Here is a 25104-nt window from a genome sequence, read left to right on the forward strand (position 1 = left end):
AACTCCAGACCCTGCTTATTGCGGTACGGAAAACGCATACAGGCTGCCATCACGAGCCTGCACCGCCACCGCGTTGTTAGGTAGTTGCAGCAAAGGAGCGCTGATGCCCGAACTATCAGCCCGCAGACGGGAAATGAACCGCCCGTCCTGACGACTGAGTACATGCATATATCCCTCTGCATCCGCCACAACCAGCGAATTGCCCACGATGGCTGGACGTCCCACCCGCCGGTGCAGCAATTTATCCTGCTTCCAGTTAGTGGCTCCATTGCTTGCATCAAGAGAATAAACAGCATCCGTTGCGTCAGTTACATACAAGGCAGTGGCATCTGCATCAACTCCGACGGCGGAGGAGAAATCACGAGTCCAGCGCACAACCCCGCTATCACGATCCACACAAGCAACGCGCCCCTGAAAGGCAGCCACGCACACAGCGTCACCACGCAATACCGGTGTGCCAACAACATCGGTCATGCGTTCCAGTTCGTTTGAGCCCTTGGGTTGTGCAATGGTTGCCTCCCAGCGCTGAACACCACCTCCTGCGCTGACTGCCACCAGCTTTCCGCCAGGAAAACCTGCCACCAGCAAATCCCCCGCCTGCAGCAGCCCCGCATAATTACGCAAGGCCAGCGGCGACTGAGCCCGCTGATATATCCAGCGACGCTTGCCGTCAGCTACGCCATAGGCCGCCAGCAAGTTGTCGCCGACCCGCACGACCACCAGATCCCCCGTAACCAGGGGACTCGCCAATACTTCTCCTTCGACCGCGACCTTCCAGCGCAAACCGCCTTTGTCCGCATCGTGAGCCAACAGCATTCCGTCACTACTGGCCACCACCACGACTGAACTGTCACTCCCGACACCGCCAGTCAAGCGCGCTGCAGTCTTGACCCGCCACAATTCGCGCCCGGTGGCATCAAAACGCATCAGCGTTCCGCTACGGCTGGCTGCATACACACTCCCGCCAGCCAAGGCAGGGCGCAGCATGGACTCCTCGATGGACCCAACTCCGCTGTGCCACTGCTCCCGCAAAGCACCAGAGGGGTTGAAAACAGGCAGCGGAGAAGGCTGCGGCCCCTTGCTGGAAGACCAGAGAAAACAGCCGCCAAGAGACGACGCCAGCACCAGAACAACGAATGCGCGAAGTTTCATCAGGCCCCTCCAAGGGCTTCCAGCTTGGTTTGCACAGCAGAGCGGAACCCGGCCGACTGTTGTCCGCCTTGCAGTGCGATAGCATCCGCGGCTTTTTTGTATGCATCCCGGGCCGCCTCCTGCTCCCCTTTGGCGAACAACACGTCACCACGCAGGTCTTCAAAGCGTGCAGTGAAGGCCTGCGCAGGCGCGGCTTCCAAGGTTTTCAGGGCCGCTGCGTAATCTTTCTCATCCAGTTGCACGCTGGCCAGTCGCAAACGCGCCAGATCGCGCAAGAGAGGGTCTGCCCCTTTGCTGGCAGCCCACTCTAGTCTGCTGCGTGCAGCCTTGCCGTCACCAGAGTCAATCTCCGCTTTGGCGCTCAGCAACGCAGCTAGTTCGGCTGCCGCCGTATCGCCATGTTTGCTGATGATTTCATCTGTCAGTACGCGCAGCTTGGCAACATCCTTGGACTGATCGGCCTGAGCCACCGCACCATAGATGGCGCCCGACTCAGCGGCCTGTCTGGCCTGATACGCGCGCCACCCGGTCGTGCCGGCAACAACCAGTGCCAAGGCCAGAGCGGCCCCCGTCACCCGATTGCCATTTTTTTCCCACCAGGCCTTGATGGCCGATAGCTGCTCCTGCTCTTCCAGATCGTAAGCTGCCATTTAATTTCGTTCCTTCATTCAAAAATCAGGTTGAAGATTCGCCATAAAGGCGACTCACCAGTAATTCAGTCAACGCTTCGGGCGACACGGCCTGCTGCTCGCCCTCCTCGCGCAAGGACTTCAACGCAACTTCGCCCGCCGCTGCTTCGTTATCGCCGACGATGACCGCGTAGGCAGCCCCTGAGGCATCAGCTCTCTTCATTTGCGACTTGAAACTGCCCCCGCCACAGTGGAACAGCACCGAGAACCCTGCACTGCGCAATAGCTCCCCGACTCGGAAAGCAAAAGGCTGCGCCATCTCCCCCTGATGCACCATGTAAACATCAGGCGCGCTCAACGGAACAGATGAGTCCTGCCCCTCCAGCCACAACAGCATGATTCGCTCCATGCCCATGGCAAATCCACAGGCAGGCGCCTGCTTGCCGCCCAACTGGGCAATCAGCCCATCATATCGCCCACCCGCACAGAAAGTTGCTTGCGCCCCCAGACGCGAAGTCGTCCATTCGAACACGGTCCGGTTGTAGTAGTCCAGCCCTCGTACCAGGCGAGGATTGATCCGATAAGGCACTGCGGCTTCTCGCAACAGGAACTGAACCGCCTCGAAGTGGTTCAGAGAGTCTTTGCCAAGAAAGTCGATGAGTTTCGGGGCTGCCTCGACAATTCCTTGCATGGCAGGATTTTTGGTGTCCAGTACCCGCAACGGATTGGTGTGCAGGCGACGCTTGCCATCCTCATCGAGTTCGGTCTCGTGACGCAGAAGATAGGCAATCAACTCGCCGCGGTGGCGAGCACGCTCTTCTGCATCGCCTAACGAATTGAGCTGCAGCTCAACATCTTCCAGCCCGAGATCATCCCATAAACGACGACACATCACGATGTGTTCGGCGTCTATATCCGGACCGGCGAAGCCCAGCGCCTCCACGCCGACTTGATGAAACTGGCGATAGCGCCCTTTCTGAGGACGCTCATGGCGGAACATCGGGCCACTGTAGTAAAGACGCTGCGGATTCTGGAAAATCAGGTTGTGTTCAATGACTGAGCGCACGCAGGACGCGGTCCCTTCAGGACGCAGCGTCAGTTGCTCGCCATTGAGCCGATCTTCAAAGGAATACATTTCCTTTTCAACGATATCGGTGTGCTCACCAACACCGCGCGAAAAAAGCTTGGTGGCTTCAAGGATCGGAGTTCGGATCGGCCTGTAACCGTAACTCTTGAGCCAATCCCGAACTATGGCTTCAAAAGCCTCCCAGCGCTCCGCTTCATCAGGGAGCAAATCGTTCATGCCGCGAATGCCTTGCAGTTTGGTGCTCATGGATCAAATTTTCTTGGTGTACTTTGTTGCCACATAACTGTCGAGTATGGCGCGGAACTCGTTGGCGATGTTGTCGCCGCGCAGAGTCATGGCTTTTTCGCCATCAATAAAAACAGGTGCCGCGGGAGTCTCTCCCGTCCCGGGTAGTGAAATCCCGATATTGGCATGCTTGCTTTCGCCAGGGCCATTCACCACACACCCCATCACCGCCAGCGTAAGGTTTTCAACTCCATCGTACTGTTCACGCCAGGTTGGCATCTGCTCACGCACGTAGGTCTGGACACTCTGCGCCAGCTCCTGGAAAAAACTGCTGGTCGTACGACCACAGCCAGGACATGCCGTGACCATCGGAGTAAAGGCCCGCAAGCCCATGCTCTGCAGGATTTCCTGCGCCACAATCACTTCCTGTGTGCGCGCCCCGTTCGGCTCGGGTGTCAATGACACGCGAATCGTGTCACCAACCCCCTCCTGCAGAAGCACACCTAGCGCGGCTGTCGAGGCAACAATGCCTTTACTGCCCATGCCCGCTTCGGTCAAACCAAGGTGCAGAGGGTAGTCACAACGCACAGCCAGTTCTCGGTATGTTGCAATCAGGTCCTGTACGCTGGAAACCTTGCATGACAAAATGATGCGATCTCCCCGAAGACCAACATCCTCCGCCATCTGCGCAGACTCCAAGGCAGAAACGATCAGCGCCTCTCGCATTACTGCACTGACGTCCCACGGAAGTGCACGCTGACTGTTGGCATCCATCATGCGAGCCAGCACAGACTGATCCAGACTGCCCCAATTAACCCCGATCCGCACCGGCTTTTCATACCGGCAGGCAAGCTCGACAATCTGCGCAAATTGCAGATCATGCTTGGCCCCCTGTCCGACATTCCCAGGATTGATGCGGTATTTTGCAAGAAGCTCGGCACAGGCGGGATTGTCCATCAGCAGCTTGTGACCGTTATAGTGGAAGTCGCCAATCAAAGGGACGTCCACACCCATCTTTGCAAGTTGCTCACAAATTTTCGGAACAGCTTTGGCCGACTCGTCATTATTGACGGTGATCCGGACCAATTCGGACCCGGCTCGTGCCAGCTGGGCGATCTGAATCGCCGTCGCGACGTGATCGGCCGTGTCGGTATTGGTCATTGACTGAACCACGATGGGCGCAGCGGAACCAACCTGAACCTGCCCGATCTTTACCAGGCGGGTGGCATGCCGCGCCCGGGCGCGGGCCAAAGGAACGTCTTGCGTCATGATCGTCCTGTTACTGCACGGTCAACCGCGCTACATCGCCCTTGGTATAAGGAGCCAGATCAACAGGCTTCCCCTTCCAGGACAGCTTAACCTTTGGCGCATTACCAATCACCAGCACAAAGGGCGCACTCCCCTGCACCTCCTGCACCACACCAGCCTGATTCAAGCGCGCGAACACAACCTTGTCCGTCGCGTCCCGCACTTCGACCCAGGACTCGCCTTCAAATCCCAGCACAATCCGTGGTAACCCGCCAAGCGCAGGCTGCGAAGCCGTGACAGGAGCAGACATGGATGGTCGGGATGCAGAGACATTACTTTGCGACGAAGATGCGGTGACCTGACGCGTCACCGGGGCACTCTGTCCTGCGACAACCGCCACGGAGGGGATGTCAGACAGGCTAACCGGCGCAGCACTGGCCTGTGCCACCGGAGCAGAGAGCAACGCACTCGGCGCGGGAACCAGAGAAATTCCGGATACAGGCTCCTGGCTGACCGCAGCAGCAGGGACACTGCCAGTCGCATTCGCCAGCACTTCGACGTCAGGATCGAGCTGTTCGCTGCCATCCAGCAGTGCAACATCCTCGCGTGCTTCAAACCAGTGAAAAGACCACCCCAGGCCCAGCAGGCAGGCCAAAAGCAGCACGACCAAAACCGCCGGCAGCGCAGAGAGCCGCGAGTTGCCGGGGCTAGGCATACGCCCCAAACCGGGAGAATACATCGGAGAGGAAATGCCAACCGGCTCTCGCCCCTCACCCGCATCAATCAACTCGAGGAAAGGCGCAGGGTCAAGCTGCAGGAAACGCGCGTAATTGCGCACAAACCCTCGCGAAAAAGCCGATCCGGGCAGCGCCGACAAATCTCCTCGCTCGATGGCTTCGATCTGGCGCGGGGTCAGCTTGAGTTGCGCCGAAACCTGACCGAGAGACAGGCCACGAGCCTCGCGTTCCGCACGCAGATCCAGCCAATCCACTTCTTGCTCAGGCTGAGCCTGCGCCTTGCCATTGTCGTCCTGCATCACGTCACTCACTCGAATTTCCCTTGCAGATAAAGCTGGTATTCGTTCGAGCCAGGGAATTCGCTGCGCATTTTTTTGCCGTACGCCTGAACCACATCGTTGTTACCCAGCTTTTTCTCGATCCTGGTGGCCAGCCAGAGCACCTCGACATCGGCACGCTGGATTTGCTGCTGGGCATTATCGATCCACTGCTTGGCACGCATGAGGCGATCCGTCCGGTAAGCAATATTCGCCAGATAAACAAGCGCAGCTACGTTGCTTGCATCTGCCTGGATCGCCCGCAGAAACCGCTCCTCGGCCGCAGCATCATCCTTTTTGCGCAACAGACACAGCCCGGCATTGGTCCAGGCTCGTGTCGGCGTCTGATAGTAGGGGTTGCGCGCCGCCAGCTCCAAGCGCGGCAGCCCCATGTTTTCCTGCCCCTGAGAGCACAGGAACCAGCCATAGGCATTATTGATGACCGGGTCTCCAGGAGCAAGACGTGCAGCCTCTTCAAAGGAGGGACGCGCCATGGAAAACTGTTCCTGATTGGCGTAAACCATCGCCATCAACAAATGGGCAGGGGCATAGCTGCTATCTGCTGCAATCGCAATCCGGGCCTCATCCAGAGCAACGCCATTGCGGTCAGCCCGAAGATAGATATTGCCCAGTTCAACGTGCGCCTTGGCCGAGGTTCGTGCGGGAGAAGTGCTTGGCAACTCTGAGCTTGGTCGCACAAGCTCTACCGCAGGACCAGGTCCCGGAGCAGCAACATCAAGCGTACAGGCGGACAGGAACACGGCGCATAGCGCCAGCATGTATCCCGGCTGGTTTTTCATCATGACCGCACCTCATTGATAGGAACTACACGTTTCTGGGTTCTGCGCGTTTTGTCTTTCACCTGGCCTGCAAGCTGGCCACAGGCTGCATCGACATCATCACCGCGCGTCTTGCGCGTGGTCGTGACGATACCGGCTTCATTCAATAGTTGCGAGAAGCGACGGACCACCGGCGCTGACGATCTCCGAAACCCCGACTGCGGAAAAGGATTGAAGGGAATCAGATTGAACTTGCACGACACCTGACGACCAATATCGATGAGCTGACGCAAATGCTCGTCCTGATCATTCACGCCGGCCAACATGATGTATTCGAACGTCACGAAATCACGTGGCGCCCGCTCCAGATAACGGCGACAGGCCGCCAGCAGGTCCTTGAGCGGGTATTTCTGATTGATCGGCACCAGCTTGTCGCGCAACGCATCGTTCGGTGCGTGCAATGAAACGGCCAGAGCCACCGGGCATTCTTCGCGCAGACGATCCATGGCCGGCACAATGCCGGAGGTGGAGACAGTCACGCGACGGCGCGACAAACCATAGGCATGATCATCCAGCATCAGTTTGAGGGCCGAAACCACGCTGTCGAAATTTGCCAGAGGCTCGCCCATGCCCATCATTACGACATTGCTGATGATGCGCTCGCCATCAGCCGTTGCGCCCAGCAAGCGGTTGGCCAGCCACAGCTGACCGATGATCTCGGCGGCCGAGAGGTTGCGGTTGAAGCCCTGTTTGCCTGTCGAGCAGAACGCGCAGTCGAGAGCACAACCGGCCTGCGAGGATATGCACAGCGTGCCGCGACTGGTTTCAGGGATATACACCGTCTCGACGGCATTGCCATTGCCTACATCCATCAGCCACTTGCGCGTGCCGTCGGTGGACACGTTATCACGCACCGGTACGGGCGGCTGAATGCAGGCCGTTTCCTTGAGCTTGGCGCGCAAGCTCTTGGCAACATCGGTCATGGCATCAAAATCGGTTTCCCCGAAACGATGGATCCAGTGGAGGATCTGGCGCGCACGAAAGGGCTTCTCGCCACGTTCGGCGAACCAGGCAATCAGCGCATCGGCATCAAGATCGAGAAGGTTTTGCATGAATACTCACATCAGTGCCCGGCACACGAGGCACCGGGCAATTGCAGCTTAACGGCTATACACATTCATACCGGGGAAGAAGAATGCCACTTCCACTGCGGCAGTTTCCGGCGCATCCGAACCATGCACGGCATTGGCATCAATCGAATCCGCAAAATCGGCGCGGATGCTGCCCGGCGCAGCCTTCTTCGGATCTGTCGCCCCCATCAGCTCGCGATTTTTCGCGATGGCGTTCTCACCCTCCAGCACCTGGATCATGACCGGGCCTGAAATCATGAAACTCACCAGATCCTTGTAGAAGGGGCGCTCCTTGTGCACTGCGTAAAACTGCCCTGCCTCCTGCGCGGACAGCTGTACCAGCCGGGCGGCAGCAATCTTCAGTCCAGCCTCTTCAAAGCGCTGGTAGATCTTGCCGATCACGTTCTTGGCGACAGCATCGGGCTTGATGATGGACAGGGTTCGTTCAATTGCCATTTCGTTTCTCTCTTTGGTAACGGGGTGGTTGAAATGATGTTTTTGTGAAAAGCTTCTTATTTTATCAGTAGCGCCAGCATCCCGGCAGCTTCATTGCAAAACCCCTGAGTCCCGTCTCGCGCTACCATTGCCAACATGGCCGAGCGCATCCCGCACCCACTGATTTCCCTGTTCCCACGCACCGGCGTCTGGTTCTGGCGCCTGCCTTTGCTGGCGATCACCGCCCTGATCGCCATCGTCAGCTTCTTCGTGTGGTTCGGGCTCAGCCAGGAACGGGATGAACGTCGCGCCGCGCTGGTCAGCGATTCGCTGTGGATGGAGCAGAATCTGCGCTATCAGTTTGAAAGCACGGAAAACCAGCTGGCGCAGATCGGCAACGAATTTGGCGGCGGTGGCGAACTGCACTCGGAGCAAGCCCAGGACAAGGTCAGAGCCCTCCTGCAAGGCAACTCCGGCCTGAGCGCACTGCTCTGGCTCAATTCGGAAGGCACGATGCTCAGCACCCTGCCTGCCAGCGCAGCGCCGGTCAAACTGGCAGAAGACCATCCGATCGGTGTGCTGCGTGCTCGCACCCTGAACCGGCCAGCCTACACGCACCCCTTCCTGCAGCCGGATGGCACATACGCGATCGAGGTCGTCATGCCCGTTTTTGGCGCAAACGACTTCAATGGCTACGCCGTGGGGGTTTTCTCCTTGCCGCGCGTGATCAGCTCCCATGTCCCCTGGTGGTTTGCCGAACGCTACCGCCTTTCTTTCACTGACGCCGGCGGACTGGAAATTGCCAGCACCACCCAGGCCGGGGCCCTCAACGACGCCCAGGCCTTTGGCGTCACTTTTGAACGCATGGGCGGCCTTGGCATCCGTGTGAATGCCTATCGGGCTACCACCCGCGTCATGCCTGCCATCGTGGTCATGGTGCTGGTGGGTTTTACCCTGATCATTACCTGGAGCCTGTGGATGCTGCGCAATCGCGTCCTGCGCCTGCAGGACACCGAAACCGCATTGCGCAGCGAACACGCCTTCCGCCTGGCCATGGAGAATTCGACCCTCATCGGCCTGCGCGCACGTGACTTGCAAGGGCGCATCACCTACGTTAATGCGGCGTTTTGCCGCATGGTGGGCTGGAACAGCGATGAGCTCATCGGCTTGCGCCCGCCCATGCCATTCTGGCCAGATGGTGAGTCAGAACCCGCCCGGACTGATCGAGACGGCCTGACCAACACCCCGGCGGTTGAGATGCGCTACCAGCGCAAGAGCGGGGAGATTTTCGACGTCCTGATCTATGAGGCCCCGCTGATCGATGCCGACGGCCGTCACGCCGGCTGGATGGGCTCCGTCCTCGACATCACCGAGCGCAAGCGGGCCGAAGCGCTGGCCCGCGATCAGCAGGAACAGCTGGAAGCCACTGCACGGCTGGTCACCATGGGCGAAATGGCCTCCACCCTGGCCCATGAGCTGAACCAGCCGCTCTCCGCCATCACCAGCTACAGCGCGGGCTGCCTGAACGCACTCAAGGCGGGGCGCTACGACGAGAAACAATTCACCGACGTACTCGGCAAGATCAATCACCAGGGGCAGCGCGCCGGACGCATCATCCATCGAATCTATGGTTTCGTACGCCGCAGCGAATCGCGCCGCGAGCGCATGGATGTGAACGCAGCGGTCCTTGAAGCCACCGGCCTGCTCGAGACGGAAACCCTGCGCCGCAAGGTCCGCCTGCAGATCGAGCTGGGCATGGACCTGCCGGCCATCATGGGCGACCGGACAATGATCGAGCAGGTCATGGTGAACCTGCTGCGCAACGGCATGGACGCCATGAAGCACACCCCGGAAAGTCAGCGGGTGTTGCGCGTCACCAGCGAAGCGCATGGCGACGGCGTGCGCCTGTCCGTGAATGATCACGGCGCCGGGATTTCGCCGGAAATCGCCGGCCGCCTGTTCGACTCCTTCTTCACAACCAAACCCGAAGGCATGGGCATGGGCCTGAAGATCTGCCGCTCGATCGCCGAGCAGCACAACGGCCGCCTGTGGTTTGAGCCCGGCCCCCATGGCGGCACCACCTTCTACCTCCAGTTGCCGGTTGGCGAAGAAGAAGTCAGCGCCTGAGTCCGTCCGGACCACACCACTCGATCTGCCAGCCTGTCTCGCCCGCCGCAGCACGTCGCCCGGCAGCAGCACCAACACCGCCAATCCAGATCAGCTCATCGCCTTGCCACAGCAGCGGGAGCTGACTGCGCCACCAGGGCGGAATCGCATTCTCCTGACACAACTGCTTGAAGAGCCGCGTCGGGCGGCCTTCTTCGAGGCGCATGCGCTCTCCACCGCGTCGCAACTTGATCTGCAGGCAGGCATCGCCAGGATCAAGGCGCAGAGCCGCTCTCCCGGACGACGGAGTAAAGAACAAAAAACCATCCCCCCAGGGCAGTGCAGCCTCGCCACGCCACTCCACGACTTCAGGGCGTGAGCACTCCGCAGCCTCCAGCCACAAGCGGTCGCGGTAAGCACACACGGCCAATGCCCCGTGCAGCCAGCGCACCGCACTTTCGCCATCCATCGCCTGACGGAGCGACTCCAGTCGAACAGTCCCTGGCGCCATTTCCCCCGCCTGCGCAATCCAGTAACGCAGCAGATTGCGCTCCCGCGCCGCCGACAAGGCTTTCAGCCGACACCGCGCCCCCGCCTCGCCCAGACGCACGGCTGCCGCATCCGCCAGCGCCAGTTCCTGCAGCAGATCTGCAGCCTCCGCAAAGTGTTGCGTGGCCCGTCGCAGATTGGCCGAAGCCTCGGGGAAGCGCTCGGTGAGCGGCGCAAGAATGCGGTGACGGAGAAAGTTGCGGGTCAGCCCTTCGTCAACATTGCTGTCGTCTTCCACCCACTTCAGATCGTGCGTCTGCGCCCACGCCAGCAGCTCGGCACGCGTCGCCGCCAGCAGCGGACGCCACAAACGGCGCGCGGCATCCTGCTCGCGCATGGCTGCCGCACCGGCCACTCCACTACCTCGAATCAGCCGGTGCAACAGGGTTTCCGCCTGATCGTCGGCGTGGTGGGCCAGCATGATCCAGTCGGCCTCCAGCTGCGCCAGCGCCGCATGGCGCGCCGTGCGTGCTGCAGCCTCCAGCCCCTTGCCATCCAGCCTCACCACAACCCGGCAGATCTGCAGCGGCACACCCAGTTGCACACAGGCTTGCTCGCAGTGAGCCGCCCACGCATCGGCATGAACACTCAAGCCATGATGAACGTGTGCTGCAGAAAGCGAAAAGCCCGCCTCGGACGCAAGGCGGGCCAGCAGATGGAGCAGAACCGTGGAATCAAGGCCGCCGCTATAGGCAACACACAGACGCTGGTTTGCGCAGTCGCGAAACGCGGGGCGAAGCCGCCCAAGCAAATCCGGGCACACCATGAGCAATGTCCTTGCAATCACAGGCCAGACAGGCGTCAGCCACTACGGAGCGAAAACATCCCCGCAAAGCACTGCTTCACAGCGCACCCGGTCGCGTGGTCAGGCCGCAACTTCCTTGAACTTGCCGTAGGAGAGCAGGCGCTCAAAGCGTTTTTCGGTCAGTTCCTGCGGCGAAAGATCCGAGAACTGGCGCAGAGAATCCTGCAGAACGCGCTTGAGCGACACGGCCATGGCGCGATAGTCGCGATGCGCACCACCCACGGGCTCATTGACCACCTTGTCAATCAGCCCCAGAGATTTAAGGCGTGCAGCGGTGATCCCCATGATCTCGGCCGCCTCGGGGGCCTTGTCGGCGCTCTTCCACAGAATGGAAGCACAGCCTTCCGGCGAGATCACTGAATAGGTCGAAAATTGCAGCATGTGGACCTGATCCGCCACGGCAATCGCCAAGGCGCCGCCGGAGCCGCCCTCACCGATCACGGTCGTGATGATGGGCACACGCAGTTCCGCCATCGCATAGAGATTGTGTCCGATGGCTTCGGATTGACCGCGCTCCTCGGCGTCAATGCCTGGATACGCCCCGGGCGTATCCACAAAGGTGAACACCGGGATACCGAACTTCTCGGCCAGCTTCATCATGCGCAGCGCCTTGCGATAACCTTCAGGCCGCGGCATGCCGAAATTGCGCAGGATCTTTTCCTTGGTATCGCGGCCCTTCTGGTGACCGATGACCATGCAGCTCTGCCCATTGAAACGGGCCAGACCGCCAACGATTGCCTTGTCATCCGCAAAGGAACGATCGCCATGCAACTCTTCAAAATCCGTGAACATGTGTTCAACGTAATCAAAGGTGTAGGGACGCTGCGGATGGCGCGCCACCTGAGCAATCTGCCAGGGCGTGAGCTTGGCGTAGATGTCTTTGGTCAGCGCTTGTCGCTTGACCTCCAGCCGCGAGATCTCTTCGGAAATATCCACAGCGGAGTCGTCCTGCACAAAGCGGAGTTCCTCAATCTTGGTTTCCAGATCGGCTATCGGCTGCTCGAAGTCGAGAAAAGTTGTCTTCACGTGAAGTCGGCTGAATCAAAAATGGTGGAGCATTGTACCCGATCAGCGGGCAGTCGAAGCCTGCGAAATACTCCTTGCAGATCAAGCGCTTGAAGCACACAAGAAAATACGCAGGCGTACGGAGCGTCTCAGGCCGCGGCCAGCAGATAGGTACGGATCTCGTGATCCAGACCAAATTCACGCCCAGGCAAAGGCACCAGCTTGAGTGCCTTGTGCTGGTCCAGCAGATACAAGGGCCGATCGCTGCACCGGGCCGACAAGGGCAGAATCAGGCGAACCGGCATCCCGCGCCTGAGCGGATCAAGCAGGACAACACGCATGCGACTGACGCCATCATCGGCCAACACACTCACGGGGGTATCCCCCAGCAATTCAATGCCGATCTGGCTCTCCCCCTTGCTGGAGCGCCACAGCCGGCGCACGGCACCAATGCGCCAGCGGTCGCCATCTGGTGAATGCATACCGATCAGGCTGCCCACCTCCACGCCATCGATATCGCCGTTTGGGGCATCGGCACCGACACCTTGCAGGCTCGCGTCACGCACGGCCCAGTCGCGCAGCATGGGAGCACCATTCTCTCCGTCCAGTCGCGTCAGCAGACGCTCCATCCCCTCCACCACCAGCAAGCGCCCGGGCATGCGGTGACGGCGATGACGCCGCACCGGCGCCTCGCTTGACCACAACCGGATCATGTGCGAAAGCACGCTGACCAGATTGCTGCCCTCGGCGTCGTGCAGCAACGCGAAGCCGGCCGGGAGATTCCCGACAGAAGCCAGTTCCAGGAGCTCCTGCAAGGCCTTGGCCGCCAGGACGCCTCCGAAGAATCGGGGCAGCGCAGCATGCCGGGGTGCCTGCACCAGACGCGCAGGTGGCAGGGAATGCGCCGCATCGATCCAGTACAGGGTTGTCGCAGCAGGAGCATTACTCAGCTCAAGCCTTGGCAGCACGTAGTGCACCAGTCGCGACGCAAGCTCCAGACGCTCTGCGTCCAGCTGATCCAGCCCGACACTATGCAACGCAATTGCACGCAGATACTCGCACTTGACGGTCGACGTCGCCTCGCGATCGGGCCGCAGACGCACGGGCAATTCGGCAACACCCGCCCGCACCGCCAGGCGATAGGCCAGATTCAGACGCGCCCAGACGGCATCGTCAATCGGACCGTGGCGAAAGGCATCCCACTTCGCCCGGCTGGAGGCCGCGCGCATCGCGCGCACGGACAACTGGGCAACAAAGCCGCTATCGGCTATTTCGCGCTCAGCCGCCTGCGCGATCAGCAGTTCGCCGTAGGCATCCAGCACCATCGCCCAGTACCCGTGGGCAATTCCCCACAAGCGTCGCCGCTCAAGTGACGAGGAGGCGCAGGCCTTCAGGTACAGATCCACACAATATCGGGCAGGGCGCTGTGAGGCCTCGTCAAGCGCAAACAGCAGACGGCACCTCTCGACAAAATCAAGCTCGCCATTCCCGATCAGTGAGTCGATCCATGGCGCGATCTCGCCAATCGCCTCATCAGGAGCACAGCGCGACAGGTCAGCAACAACCCGCTCCAGCGCATGCCTCTCTGACAGGGGATGATTCTGGGCGGCTTGGGGACGCACGGACAGGCCTCGCGATTTTGTTAGATATATCAAATTCTAATGACTCCAGCAAAAAAACCAATCACCCTTCGACAAACGGAAGCAGGTCCCGGAACCCCACGGTAAAAGGCTAGAATTGCACCTCCAACCTGAAGGTGTTCCATGCGCCAATACCTAGACCTGATGCAGCACGTGCTCGAATACGGACACGACAAGACCGATCGCACCGGCACCGGCACCCGCTCGGTTTTCGGCTGGCAGATGCGCTTCAATCTGGCGGACGGCTTTCCCATGCTGACGACCAAGAAACTGCATCAAAAATCGATCATTCATGAATTGCTGTGGTTCCTGCAGGGCGACACCAACATTGGCTATCTCAAGGAAAACGGCGTTTCAATCTGGAATGAGTGGGCTGACGAGAATGGAGAACTGGGGCCTGTATACGGCAAACAATGGCGCCGCTGGGAAGCCCCGGATGGACGGGTAATAGACCAGATCAGCCAGTTGGTAGAGGGGCTCAGGAAAAATCCGGATTCCCGTCGCCATCTGGTCAGCGCGTGGAACCCTGCCGACGTGGACCGCATGGCTCTGCCGCCGTGCCATGCCTTGTTCCAGTTTTATGTAGCGAACGGTCGACTTTCCTGCCAGCTCTACCAGCGCAGTGCCGACATTTTCCTCGGCGTGCCTTTCAATATCGCCAGCTACGCATTGCTTACCCTGATGGTCGCCCAGGTCTGCGGCTATGAACCCGGCGATTTCGTGCACACCCTCGGCGACGCACATCTGTATTCGAACCATCTGGACCAGGCTCGCCTGCAGCTCACTCGCGAACCGCGCCCTCTGCCCACACTGAAGATCAACCCGGAGGTGAAGGATCTGTTCGCCTTCCGCTTCGAGGACTTCACACTGGAAGGCTACGACCCGCACCCGCACATCGCAGCAAAGGTCGCCGTTTGATGACATCTCCGGAAGTAGCGATCATTGTCGCCCGGGCCCGCAATGGCGTGATCGGTCGCGACAACACCCTGCCCTGGCGCCTGCGCGACGATCTGCTGCAATTCAAGCGGCGCACGCTGGGCTGCCCGATCATCATGGGCCGCAAGACCTGGGAATCTCTCCCGGGGATACTGCCTGGCCGACCGCACGTGGTCATCAGCCGGCAGCCGGATTACCGTGCCGAGGGGGCAGCCGTGGTGCCTTCACTGGATGCTGCGCTCGCCGCTTGCAAGGGCGCCGAGCGCGTCTTCATCATCGGCGGTGCGCAGATCTACACAGAGGCGCTCAAGCGCGCCGACGTGCTGTGGATCAGCGAGATCAACGCCGAAATCGCAGGTGATGCGCATTTCCCGGATTTCGACCCGACACGTTTCCGCGAAACCAGCCGCGAACATTTCGCGGCATCTGAAACCAATCAATATCCGTTTGATGTGGTTGAGTACCGGCGAGAGCGCTGAAGACCCGCATAGGGCGTATCTCTCCAGCCAGCCTGCCTGAAGAACGGCGCTACACGCGGGCCTCCAGCCATGCCGCCTGGAGAGCAAGCATGCACGCGCCTTTGCAGACAGGCATGAAAAAGGCGGCAAACGCCGCCTTTTTATCGAGCCCCGCCTCGCTTCAGCTTTCCGGGTAGCCGACTTCCTTCATCACTTCACTCACTCCGATGTGGCGCACATCACGACCGCGCACCAGGAAGATGGTGTATTCGGCGATATTCTTGGCGTGGTCGCCAATCCGCTCCAGCGCCTTGGCGGCAAACAGAATGTCGATCCCGCGCGAAATGGTCCGCGGGTCTTCCATCATGTAGGTGATCAATTGCCGCATCACGGCCTTGAACTCGCTGTCGAGTTCGCGATCTTCCTTCACCACTTCAGCCGCCGCATCAACATCCAGCCTGGCCAACCCATCCAGAGCCTTGCGCAACTGGTCGACCGCCAGACTCCCCAAGTGCTTGAGCTGCACCCGCGGGCGCCCTGCAGGCTCATTCTGATGCAACGACCGCGCAACCTTGGCAATCTTCTTGGCTTCGTCGCCAATGCGCTCAAGATCGTTCACCGCCTTTGAGACGCTGATGATTGAACGCAAATCCTTGGCTGCAGGCTGACGCCGGGCAATGATCTGGGCACACGCCTCATCCAGCTCGACCTCCAGCGCGTTGACCCGTTTGTCATTGTCAATCACACGCTCGATCAAGGCTGCATCCCCCTCCAGCAACCCTTCCATCGCCTTGACCACCTGCTGCTCTACATATCCACCCATCTGCAGAACACGGGTACGCATGTCATCCAGCTCGACGTCGTACTGGCGTACGGTATGTTCACTCATGTCAATCTCCGATTCTTTCAAGCAGCACCCGGCATCATCGCGCCGTCGTGTGACAACCGTATTTCAATTCCGCTCAAATGTCAGCACGCCGCCAGCCGTTCCCAGAAGCAGGATATCGGCCGGCCTTCTGGCAAACAGCCCGTTGGTCACAACGCCAACGATCTGATTGATCTCGGCCTCCAGTCGTACCGGCTCTGCAATTGCCAGATCATGTACGTCCAGAATGATGTTGCCGTTATCCGTCAACACGCCTTCCCGCCAGACGGGACGCCCCCCCAGCGCAGCCAGCGCACGCGACACCTGCGCACGCGCCAAGGGAATGACCTCTACGGGCAAGGGAAACTTGCCCAGTACGGCCACCTTCTTGGAGCCATCGGCAATACAGACAAATTTCCGGGCCACGGCAGCCACGATTTTCTCACGGGTCAGGGCGGCCCCTCCCCCTTTGATCATGGCAAAACCGGCATCCACTTCATCAGCGCCATCCACATACACGGGCAGACTTTCAACGTCATTCAGATCGAACAACGGGATGCCATGCGCCAACAGACGGGCGGCACTCGCTTCGGAGCTGGCCACCGCCCCCTTGATCCGGTCGCGCATGCCAGCCAGACCATCAATGAAGAAATTTGCGGTCGATCCGGTGCCGACACCAATAATTTCTCCTTCGGGTACGTACTTCAGTGCAGCGTCAGCCACCAATTGTTTCAATGAGTTTTGGTCCATGATTCAGGTACACGCAGTCGGTATGCCGTGCATTGTAGTGGAGCCTGTCGGATTGCAGCGCTCTCGCTTGGTTTTCCTGCCTAAACAGGAAATGGAGATCTAAAAATGGGCCTTTTTGACCAACTCGCAGGACAAGTCCTCAATTCACTGGGCAGCAGCAGCCAGGCAAACAGCAGCCCCCCCTTGATGCAGATCGCAGCCAACCTGCTCGAAAGCCAGGGAGGACTGGATGGACTGATCGCCAAGCTGCAACAAGGGGGGCTCGCCGAACAAGCTGCGTCCTGGGTCGGCACCGGGCATAATCAGGCGGTCAATGGCGGGCAGCTCGCCGACGCACTGGGCCAAGGCACCCTGACACAGCTGGCCAGCCAATTCGGTATTTCAGATGAACAGGCTTCCAGTGGTCTTGCCCAGATGCTGCCTCAACTGATTGATCAGCTAACGCCCAATGGCAATACCGCAAACGCTGGCGATTTGCTCGGTTCTGTTCTGGGCAGCTTTTTGAACAACAAGACCTGAGGCAGACACATGAAAAGCGCGAACCAAAGTTCGCGCTTTTCATTACATCCACATCAGCGCTCAACCGTCAGCGCAACCCCCATCCCGCCTCCAATACACAGAGTCGCAAGCCCCTTCCTGGCATCACGCTTCTGCATTTCGTGCAACAGCGTCACCAGAATGCGACATCCCGAAGCACCGATCGGATGACCGATGGCGATTGCACCACCATTGACATTGATCTTGCTGACGTCCCAACCCAGCTCCTTGTTGACCGCGAGCGCCTGCGAGGCAAATGCCTCATTGCCTTCTACAAGATCCAGATCCTCGGCAGTCCAGCCAGCCTTTTTCAAAGCCAGGCGCGTCGCGGGCGCCGGACCAATCCCCATGATGGCGGGGTCCACCGCAGCAGAAGCAAAGGATTTGATCGTCGCCAGAACCGGCAACCCCATTTCTCGCGCTTTGGCCTCACTCATCAGCATCACGGCAGCAGCACCATCATTGATGCCGGAAGCATTCCCTGCTGTTACGGTCCCGGCTTTGTCAAACGCCGGGCGCAACGCCGCCATCTGCTCAAGAGTTGCACCGGGCTTGATGAACTCATCAGTATCGAAAACCGTATCACCCTTCTTGCTGGGGATCACCACCGGCACGATCTCATCCTTGAAACGACCGGATTTCTGCGCAGCCTCGGCCTTGTTCTGCGAGCCGACCGAAAAGACATCCTGCTCTTCGCGTGATATCGCGTATTTTTTGGCGAGATTTTCCGCCGTCACACCCATGTGATAGTTGTTATAAATATCCCACAAACCATCATTGACCATGGTGTCGACAAGTTTGGCATCGCCCATGCGAAAGCCATCGCGCGAACCATTCAGCACGTGCGGGCTGGCCGACATGTTCTCCTGTCCACCAGCGATGACGATTTCCGCGTCACCACACTGAATCGCCTGTGCCGCCAGCATCACCGCCTTCAGGCCAGAACCACACACCTTGTTGATGGTCATGGCGGGCACGGTTTCCGGCAGGCCGGCACGGATCACCGCCTGACGCGCAGGATTCTGACCCAGCCCGGCAGTCAATACCTGGCCAAGAATCACATCGCTGATCTGGTCCGGAGCGACTCCCGTCCTGGCCAGTAAAGCACGAATCACCGTCGCCCCGAGTTCAGCCGCAGGAACCTTCGCCAGCGAACCGCCAAATTTACCGACCGCTGTACGCACTGCCGCCACGATCACAATCTTGTCCATCATGAACTCCTGAAAGGTTGAAAACCATCTGGTTGCGCTGCCGATTCTTTTGCCGGGCGACTCTCTGCCACGCACAAGGCCCATGCATCCCTGCTCTTGCGGTCTGTGCGCAAATACTACTGCGCCAGTATTGCGCCCGTTCTGAACCTACCCCCTAGGGTGTGTTCACCAGGCATGAGGTACGAAAAAAAGGGCCGCCCGCAGGCAGCCCTTTTCCAGACAGCAAAACAGCCTGGTTGGCTTACTTCTTTTTCTGCGGAGGCAGATCCGTGCACGCGCCTTCGAACACCTCTGCCGCCATGCCGATCGATTCACCCAATGTCGGGTGCGGGTGGATGGTCTTGCCGATATCCACCGGATCGCAACCCATTTCAATCGCCAGGGTGATTTCACCGATCATGTCGCCAGCATTCGGACCAACGATGCCGCCACCGATGATGCGATGGGTCTCCTCATCGAAAATCAGCTTGGTGAAACCGTAGTCACAGCCGTTGGCAATTGCGCGGCCCGAAGCGGCCCACGGGAACTTGCCGACGCCGATCTTGCGACCGGTTGCCTTGGCTTCGATTTCGGTCACGCCCACCCAGGCTACTTCCGGCTCGGTGTAGGCCACGCCCGGAATCACCGAGGCGTCGAAGTAGGACTTCTGCCCTGCCGCAACTTCGGCCGCCACATGCGCCTCGTGCACGCCCTTGTGTGCCAACATGGGCTGACCCACGATGTCACCGATGGCGAAAATGTGCGAGACGTTGGTGCGCTGCTGCTTGTCGACCTGGATGAAGCCACGGTCCGTAACGAGCACGCCAGCTTTTTCGGCCGAGATTTTCTTGCCGTTCGGGCTGCGCCCCACGGCCACCAGCACCATGTCGTACTTCTGTTCGTCAGCCGGCGCCTGATCACCGTCGAACTTGACCAGCACGCCATCCGGACGGCAGGTCACGCCCACGGTGCGGGTCTTGAGCATGATCTTGTCGAAGCGATGCAGGTTCTGTTTCTCCCACACCTTGACGAGATCGCGGTCAGCGCCCGGCATCAGGCCATCGCCCATTTCGACCACGTCGATGCGCGCACCGAGGGCCGAATAAACGGTCGCCATTTCCAGACCAATGATGCCGCCACCGATGACCAGCATGCGCTTCGGAACCGAGCGCAGTTCCAGCGCACCGGTGGAGTCCACGATGCGCGGATCTTCCGGAATGAAGGGCAGCTTCACCACCGAGGAACCGGCGGCAATGATGCACTTCTGGAACTTGATGACTTTCTTCTCGCCCGTCGCGTCCTGGCCTTCACCGGCCGTTACGCTGACTTCCACGTGGTTCGCGTCGATGAAATTGCCATAACCGCGCACGACTTCGACCTTGCGCGCCTTGGCCATGCCGGACAAGCCACCGGTCAGCTTGCCGATGACCTTTTCCTTGTGCGCACGCAGACGATTCAGGTCAACCTTGGTCTCGCCGAAGGACACGCCCACATCCGAGAAATGGGAGGCTTCTTCGAGCACCGAAGCGACGTGCAACAAAGCTTTGGACGGAATGCAACCGACATTCAGACACACGCCGCCCAGCGTTGCATAACGTTCGACCAGCACGGTCTGCATGCCCAGATCAGCGGAGCGGAAAGCAGCTGAATAGCCGCCAGGACCGGCGCCAAGCACGAGCATTTCACACTCGATGTCCGCCTTGCCGGTAAAACTGCCAGCCGCCACTGGAGCAGCTGAGGCGGCCGCGGGAGCGGGTGCCGCAGCAGCGGGCTTCGGCGCTTCAGCCGCTGCGCCGCCAGAGATGGCATCCAGCATCAGCAGCACGCTGCCTTCGGAAACGCGATCACCGACCTTCACCGATACCGACTTCACCACGCCAGCGGCCGGCGAAGGCACATCGAGCGTGGCCTTGTCAGACTCCAGGGTTGCAAGGCTGTCTTCGGCACTGACGGTGTCACCCGGTTTGACGAACAGCTCGATAATGGGAATGTCCTTGAAATCCCCGATATCGGGGACTTTCACTTCAATCAATTGGCTCATCGTTCAGTCCTCGCCTCAGAGCAGCACACGGCGGAAATCTTGCAGCACGCCGGCGAAGTAAGCATTGAAACGTGCGGCGGCGGCGCCGTCGATCACGCGGTGATCCCAAGACAGCGACAGCGGCAGCATCAGGCGCGGCGCGAACTGCTTACCGTCCCACACCGGGCGGATTTGTGATTTGCACACGCCCATGATCGCCACTTCCGGCGCATTGATGATCGGCGTGAAGTACACGCCGCCAATGCCACCCAGCGAGCTGATGGAGAAACAACCGCCCTGCATCTGATCGGGTTTGAGCTTGCCGTCACGCGCGAGCTTGGCCAGATCGCCCATTTCCTTGGCAATCTCGATCACGCCCTTCTTGTCGGCATCACGAATGACCGGCACGACCAGACCATTCGGGGTATCGGCAGCGAAACCGATGTGGAAGTATTTCTTCAGCACCAGATTGTCGCCGTCGAGCGAGGCATTGAATTCGGGAAATTTCTTCAGCGCCGCCACGGCTGCCTTGATCATGAAGGCCAGCATGGTGAGCTTGGCGCCGGACTTCTCCAGCTCCTTGTTCATCTGCACGCGGAAGGCTTCCAGTTCGGTGATGTCCGCGTCATCGTGGTTGGTGACGTGCGGAATAACCACCCAGTTGCGGTGCAGGTTGGCACCGGAAATTTTCTTGATGCGCGACAGCGGCTGGGTTTCGATGCCGCCGAACTTGCTGAAGTCGACCTTCGGCCAAGGCAGCAGATTGAGGCCGCCCACACCCGAGCCTGCGGCAGGCGCGGAACCTGCCGGCGCCAACGCGCCGGACGACACCTGCGCAAGGATGCCCTTGACGAAGTTCTGCACGTCATCCTGCAGGATGCGGCCCTTCGGACCCGTTGCGGCGACCTTGGTGATATCCACGCCCAGTTCGCGTGCGAAACGGCGCACGCCGGGGCTGGCATGGGACTGAGCGGCGGAGGCCGTCGCCACAGGGCCTGCAGCCAGGGCGCCCGTAGACGCAGGCGCAGCGGGCGTCGGCGCGGCAGTTGCCGTAACAGCGGCCACTGGCGCGGCTGCCGGGGCTGCAGCTGCGACCGAAGCCGGCGAAGCCGCGGTGGCGGCCCCCTCCAGAATCGCCAGCACGGCACCTTCGGCCACGCGCTGCCCGACCTTGACCAGCACTTCCTTGACCACGCCGGCAGCCGAACTCGGCACTTCCATGGTGGCCTTGTCGGACTCCAGGGTCGCGACCGGCGCATCGACGGCGATGGTGTCGCCGACCTTGATGAAGAGCTCGATAACCGGCACGTCCTTGAAGTCACCGATGTCCGGCACCTTCAGTTCGATGCGCCCCACAGCGGCGGGCGCGGCAACCGGTGCAGCTGCGACAGGCGCAGCAACGGGAGCCGGCGCGGCAACTGCCGGGGCAGGCGCTGGCGCAGCGGCGACGCCAGCGGCTTCCAGCACAACCACCACGGCGCCTTCGCCAACACGCTCACCAATCTTGACCTTGACTTCCTTGACCACGCCGGCGGCCGAGGACGGCACTTCCATGGTGGCTTTGTCCGACTCCAGGGTCAGCAACGGGTCGTCCAGCTTGACCGTATCGCCGACTTTGACGAACACCTCGATAACCGGCACATCCTTGAAGTCACCGATATCGGGGACTTTCACTTCAATGAGTTGACTCATTCTTTTCTCCGCGGGAAGGAGGAAAAGCGAAGAGGGAAGGGGCAAACTGCTTCGCCCTTCCCGCCTCGCGCTTCACCTATTCATCAGGCAAACAGGGGATTCGGCTTATTGACGTCAATGCCGTACTTGGCAATCGCTTCGGCCACCTTGGCACGCTCGATCTTGCCGTCGTCGGCCAGTGCCGCCAGGGCAGCCACGGTCACCCAGCGACGATCCACTTCGAAGTGGTCACGCAGGGCTTCGCGGGTGTCCGAACGACCGAAGCCATCAGTCCCCAGCACCACGTACTTGTTCGGCACGTAGGGGCGAATCTGCTCGGCATACAGGCGGATGTAGTCGGTCGCAACCACGAGCGGGCCAACGCTGCCCTTGAGTTTCTTCTCGACGTGCGAAACGCGCTTGTCATCCAGCGGATGGAGCATGTTCCAGCGAGTCACGTCCTGACCATCACGGGCCAGCTCGTTGAAGCTCGGCGCGCCCCAGATGTCGGCCTCGACACCCCAATCGGCCTTGAGCAGGTCGGCGGCGGCGATCACTTCACGGAAGATCGTGCCGGAGCCCATCAGCTGGACGCGCGCGCCCTTGCTCTTGGCGCCATCGCGGAACTTGTACAGGCCCTTGATGATGTCGGCCTCCGCGCCTTCCGGCATGGCCGGATGCTCGTAGTTCTCGTTCATCACCGTCAGGTAGTAGTACACGTCTTCCTGCTCGGCAAACATGCGGCGCAGGCCGTCCTGGAAGATCACCGCGACTTCGTAGGCAAAAGTCGGGTCATAGCTCACACAGTTCGGGATGGTATGAGCCAGCACGTGGCTATGACCATCTTCGTGCTGCAGGCCTTCACCGTTCAGCGTGGTACGGCCAGCCGTACCACCGATCAGGAAGCCACGTGCGCGCGAGTCGCCGGCGGCCCAGCACAGGTCCATGGTGCGCTGCAGACCGAACATCGAATAGAAGATGTAGAACGGAATCATCTGCACGCCATGCGCCGAATAGGCGGTGGCCGAAGCAATCCAGTCAGCCATGGCGCCGGCTTCGTTGATGCCATCCTGCATCACCTGACCGTCCTTGGTCTCCTTGTAGAACATGAGCTGGTCATGATCCTGCGGAATGTATTTCTGGCCTTCCTGATTCCAGATGCCGTACTGACGGAACATGCCTTCCATGCCGAAAGTGCGCGACTCATCGACAACGATTGGCACCACATTCTTGCCAATGTTCTTGTCCTTGAGGATGGTATTGAACATGCGCACGATGGCCATGGTCGTGGAAATTTCACGACCTTCACCCGAAGCCTTCAGCTGGGCTTCAAACGCCGACAGCGCGGGCACATCCAGCTTGGCGGCGGTGCGGCGACGGCTGGGCAGATAGCCGCCCAGATCCATGCGGCGCTGGCGCATGTAGTTCAGTTCCGGCGAGCCTTCCTCGAACTTGATGAAGGGCATCTCTTCAAGCTTGTCGTCAGCAACCGGAATATGGAAGCGATCGCGGAACGCCTTCAGGGAGTCCAGCGTCATCTTCTTCTGCTGGTGGCTGGTGTTCTGGGCTTCGCCCGATTCACCCATACCGAAGCCCTTGACGGTGTGCGCCAGAATCAGGGTCGGCTTGCCAACGGTTTCAACCGCTTGCTTGTACGCTGCGAAGACCTTGAACATGTCATGGCCGCCACGATTGAGCTTCCAGATATCGTCGTCAGTCCAGTCCGCAACGAGCTCTTTGAGCTCCGGTGTGCTGAAGAAATGCTCGCGCACCCAGGTGCCATTCTTCGACTTGTAGGTCTGGTATTCGCCGTCGACCACTTCGAGCATGCGCTTCTTGAGCAGGCCCTTGGTGTCGCGGGCAAACAGGGCATCCCAGTTGGAGCCCCACATCAGCTTGACGACATTCCAGCCAGCGCCACGGAACTCGGCTTCAAGCTCCTGAACGATCTTGCCGTTGCCACGCACCGGACCATCCAGACGCTGCAGGTTACAGTTGATCACGAAGATCAGGTTGTCGAGCTTCTCGCGCGAAGCGAGGCCGAGCGCACCACGCGACTCGACCTCATCCATCTCGCCGTCGCCCATGAAGGCCCATACCTTGCGGTTGGTCGTATCCGAGATGCCGCGATCATTCAGGTAGCGCATGAAGCGGGCCTGATAGATCGCCTGCAGCGGGCCAAGGCCCATCGACACGGTCGGGAATTGCCAGAAGTTCGGCATCAGCCAGGGGTGCGGATAGGACGAAAGCCCCTTGCCCGAGGTTTCCTGGCGGAAATTGTCGAGTTGCTCTTCAGTCAGACGCCCCAACAGGAAGGCGCGCGCATAGATCCCGGGAATCGAGTGGCCCTGGAAGAAGATCAGATCGCCTTCCTGCGTATCGGTCGGCGCTTTCCAGAACCAGTTGAAGCCCACGTCGTAAAGGGTCGCGCTGGAAGCATAGGAGGCAATGTGACCACCCACATTGGTGTGCTTGTTGGCACGCACCACCATGGCGATGGCATTCCAGCGAAGATACGCCTGAATGCGCAGTTCCAACTCGGGATCGCCCGGATAGTTGGGCTGATCAGAGGTGGAAATGGTGTTGAGATAAGGAGTATTGGCGCTGTAAGGAACAACCACGCCGCCATCGCGCAGATCCTCGATCAGGCGTTCAATCAGATAACGGGCGCGATCCGGACCTTCGTGCGCAACGACTGCATCGAGCGCTTCCAACCATTCCTGCGTCTCCTGCTGATCCGCATCGGACTGCAAAAGGACATGGGGCACAACTGCCATTGTTTCTCTCCTCACCAGGGGTTCATGGACTCACCCCAATCGGAGGAACCGGGGGA

21 protein-coding genes are annotated in these 25104 nt (G+C 59.9%); 4 read left to right on the forward strand and 17 right to left on the reverse strand.

Going from position 1 to position 25104, the window contains the following annotated elements:
• Positions 1-15 precede the first annotated feature (15 nt).
• From bamB to ndk, 8 genes are read right to left on the reverse strand one after another with little or no spacing between them, the layout of a single operon-like run.
• Positions 16-1152: an outer membrane protein assembly factor BamB gene (gene bamB / locus Q9Q94_RS15795; protein ID WP_305981081.1), complete on the reverse strand. Its 1137-nt coding sequence runs from the start codon at positions 1150-1152 to the stop codon at positions 16-18.
• Positions 1152-1802, reverse strand: a complete 651-nt coding sequence (locus Q9Q94_RS15800; protein WP_305981082.1) for a tetratricopeptide repeat protein — start codon at positions 1800-1802, stop codon at positions 1152-1154. The genes bamB and Q9Q94_RS15800 overlap by 1 nt, the downstream gene beginning before the upstream one ends.
• Before the next feature lie 25 nt (positions 1803-1827).
• A complete protein-coding gene (hisS, locus tag Q9Q94_RS15805; RefSeq protein WP_305981083.1) occupies positions 1828-3114 on the reverse strand; it encodes a histidine--tRNA ligase in 1287 nt (428 codons plus the stop codon).
• 3 nt (positions 3115-3117) lie between these two features.
• The gene (ispG, locus tag Q9Q94_RS15810) at positions 3118-4362 is read right to left on the reverse strand and encodes a flavodoxin-dependent (E)-4-hydroxy-3-methylbut-2-enyl-diphosphate synthase (protein ID WP_305981084.1); all 1245 of its coding nucleotides are present in this window, start codon (positions 4360-4362) and stop codon (positions 3118-3120) included.
• A gap of 10 nt (positions 4363-4372) precedes the next feature.
• Positions 4373-5389 carry a RodZ domain-containing protein gene (locus tag Q9Q94_RS15815; RefSeq protein WP_305981085.1) on the reverse strand — a complete coding sequence of 339 codons (1017 nt, stop codon included), beginning with the start codon at positions 5387-5389 and terminating at the stop codon, positions 4373-4375.
• On the reverse strand, positions 5386-6156 hold the full coding sequence (gene pilW / locus Q9Q94_RS15820) for a type IV pilus biogenesis/stability protein PilW (protein ID WP_305981086.1): 771 nt from the start codon (positions 6154-6156) through the stop codon (positions 5386-5388). The genes Q9Q94_RS15815 and pilW overlap by 4 nt, the downstream gene beginning before the upstream one ends.
• 38 nt (positions 6157-6194) lie before the next feature.
• Positions 6195-7286, reverse strand: coding sequence for a 23S rRNA (adenine(2503)-C(2))-methyltransferase RlmN (rlmN, locus tag Q9Q94_RS15825; RefSeq protein WP_305981087.1), 1092 nt, complete (start codon positions 7284-7286; stop codon positions 6195-6197).
• A 48-nt stretch (positions 7287-7334) separates the two neighbouring features.
• Positions 7335-7760, reverse strand: a complete 426-nt coding sequence (ndk, locus tag Q9Q94_RS15830) for a nucleoside-diphosphate kinase (RefSeq protein WP_305981088.1) — start codon at positions 7758-7760, stop codon at positions 7335-7337.
• Between the two features lie 135 nt (positions 7761-7895).
• Between ndk and Q9Q94_RS15835 the strand changes: the two genes are divergently transcribed.
• Positions 7896-9866 carry a PAS domain-containing sensor histidine kinase gene (locus Q9Q94_RS15835; RefSeq protein ID WP_305981089.1) on the forward strand — a complete coding sequence of 657 codons (1971 nt, stop codon included), beginning with the start codon at positions 7896-7898 and terminating at the stop codon, positions 9864-9866.
• On the opposite strand, the gene tilS is transcribed toward Q9Q94_RS15835, so the two are convergent.
• From tilS to Q9Q94_RS15850, 3 genes are all read right to left on the reverse strand, one after another.
• A complete protein-coding gene (tilS, locus tag Q9Q94_RS15840) occupies positions 9856-11160 on the reverse strand; it encodes a tRNA lysidine(34) synthetase TilS (RefSeq protein WP_305981090.1) in 1305 nt (434 codons plus the stop codon). The genes Q9Q94_RS15835 and tilS overlap by 11 nt on opposite strands.
• Positions 11161-11259: 99 nt before the next feature.
• Complete coding sequence (locus Q9Q94_RS15845; protein WP_305981091.1) at positions 11260-12225, reverse strand: acetyl-CoA carboxylase carboxyltransferase subunit alpha; 966 nt, start codon at positions 12223-12225, stop codon at positions 11260-11262.
• 128 nt (positions 12226-12353) lie between these two features.
• Entirely contained in the window at positions 12354-13826 is a 1473-nt protein-coding gene (locus tag Q9Q94_RS15850; RefSeq protein ID WP_305981092.1) for a hypothetical protein, read from the reverse strand.
• A gap of 141 nt (positions 13827-13967) precedes the next feature.
• On the opposite strand from Q9Q94_RS15850, the gene Q9Q94_RS15855 reads away from it, so the two are divergent.
• Positions 13968-14762, forward strand: coding sequence for a thymidylate synthase (locus tag Q9Q94_RS15855; RefSeq protein WP_305981093.1), 795 nt, complete (start codon positions 13968-13970; stop codon positions 14760-14762).
• Positions 14762-15259, forward strand: a complete 498-nt coding sequence (locus Q9Q94_RS15860) for a dihydrofolate reductase (protein ID WP_305981094.1) — start codon at positions 14762-14764, stop codon at positions 15257-15259. The genes Q9Q94_RS15855 and Q9Q94_RS15860 overlap by 1 nt, the downstream gene beginning before the upstream one ends.
• 160 nt (positions 15260-15419) lie before the next feature.
• Here Q9Q94_RS15860 and phoU read toward each other — a convergent pair whose 3' ends face one another.
• Both phoU and rpiA read right to left on the reverse strand, forming a co-directional pair.
• Complete coding sequence (gene phoU / locus Q9Q94_RS15865) at positions 15420-16127, reverse strand: phosphate signaling complex protein PhoU (protein WP_305981095.1); 708 nt, start codon at positions 16125-16127, stop codon at positions 15420-15422.
• Between the two features lie 63 nt (positions 16128-16190).
• A complete protein-coding gene (rpiA, locus tag Q9Q94_RS15870) occupies positions 16191-16853 on the reverse strand; it encodes a ribose-5-phosphate isomerase RpiA (RefSeq protein ID WP_305981096.1) in 663 nt (220 codons plus the stop codon).
• A 183-nt stretch (positions 16854-17036) separates the two neighbouring features.
• On the opposite strand from rpiA, the gene Q9Q94_RS15875 reads away from it, so the two are divergent.
• A complete protein-coding gene (locus Q9Q94_RS15875) occupies positions 17037-17372 on the forward strand; it encodes a YidB family protein (RefSeq protein WP_371929868.1) in 336 nt (111 codons plus the stop codon).
• 53 nt (positions 17373-17425) lie between these two features.
• Here Q9Q94_RS15875 and Q9Q94_RS15880 read toward each other — a convergent pair whose 3' ends face one another.
• The 4 genes from Q9Q94_RS15880 to aceE form a co-directional block, all read right to left on the reverse strand.
• Positions 17426-18601 carry an acetyl-CoA C-acetyltransferase gene (locus Q9Q94_RS15880; RefSeq protein WP_371929871.1) on the reverse strand — a complete coding sequence of 392 codons (1176 nt, stop codon included), beginning with the start codon at positions 18599-18601 and terminating at the stop codon, positions 17426-17428.
• Positions 18602-18842: 241 nt separating this feature from the next.
• The gene (lpdA, locus tag Q9Q94_RS15885; RefSeq protein ID WP_305981099.1) at positions 18843-20621 is read right to left on the reverse strand and encodes a dihydrolipoyl dehydrogenase; all 1779 of its coding nucleotides are present in this window, start codon (positions 20619-20621) and stop codon (positions 18843-18845) included.
• Between the two features lie 15 nt (positions 20622-20636).
• Positions 20637-22292, reverse strand: a complete 1656-nt coding sequence (aceF, locus tag Q9Q94_RS15890) for a dihydrolipoyllysine-residue acetyltransferase (RefSeq protein WP_305981100.1) — start codon at positions 22290-22292, stop codon at positions 20637-20639.
• An 83-nt stretch (positions 22293-22375) separates the two neighbouring features.
• Entirely contained in the window at positions 22376-25048 is a 2673-nt protein-coding gene (gene aceE, locus Q9Q94_RS15895; protein ID WP_305981101.1) for a pyruvate dehydrogenase (acetyl-transferring), homodimeric type, read from the reverse strand.
• Positions 25049-25104: the final 56 nt, after the last annotated feature.

The organism is Uliginosibacterium sp. 31-16, from assembly GCF_030730865.1.
Classification (GTDB): Bacteria; Pseudomonadota; Gammaproteobacteria; order Burkholderiales; family Rhodocyclaceae; genus Uliginosibacterium.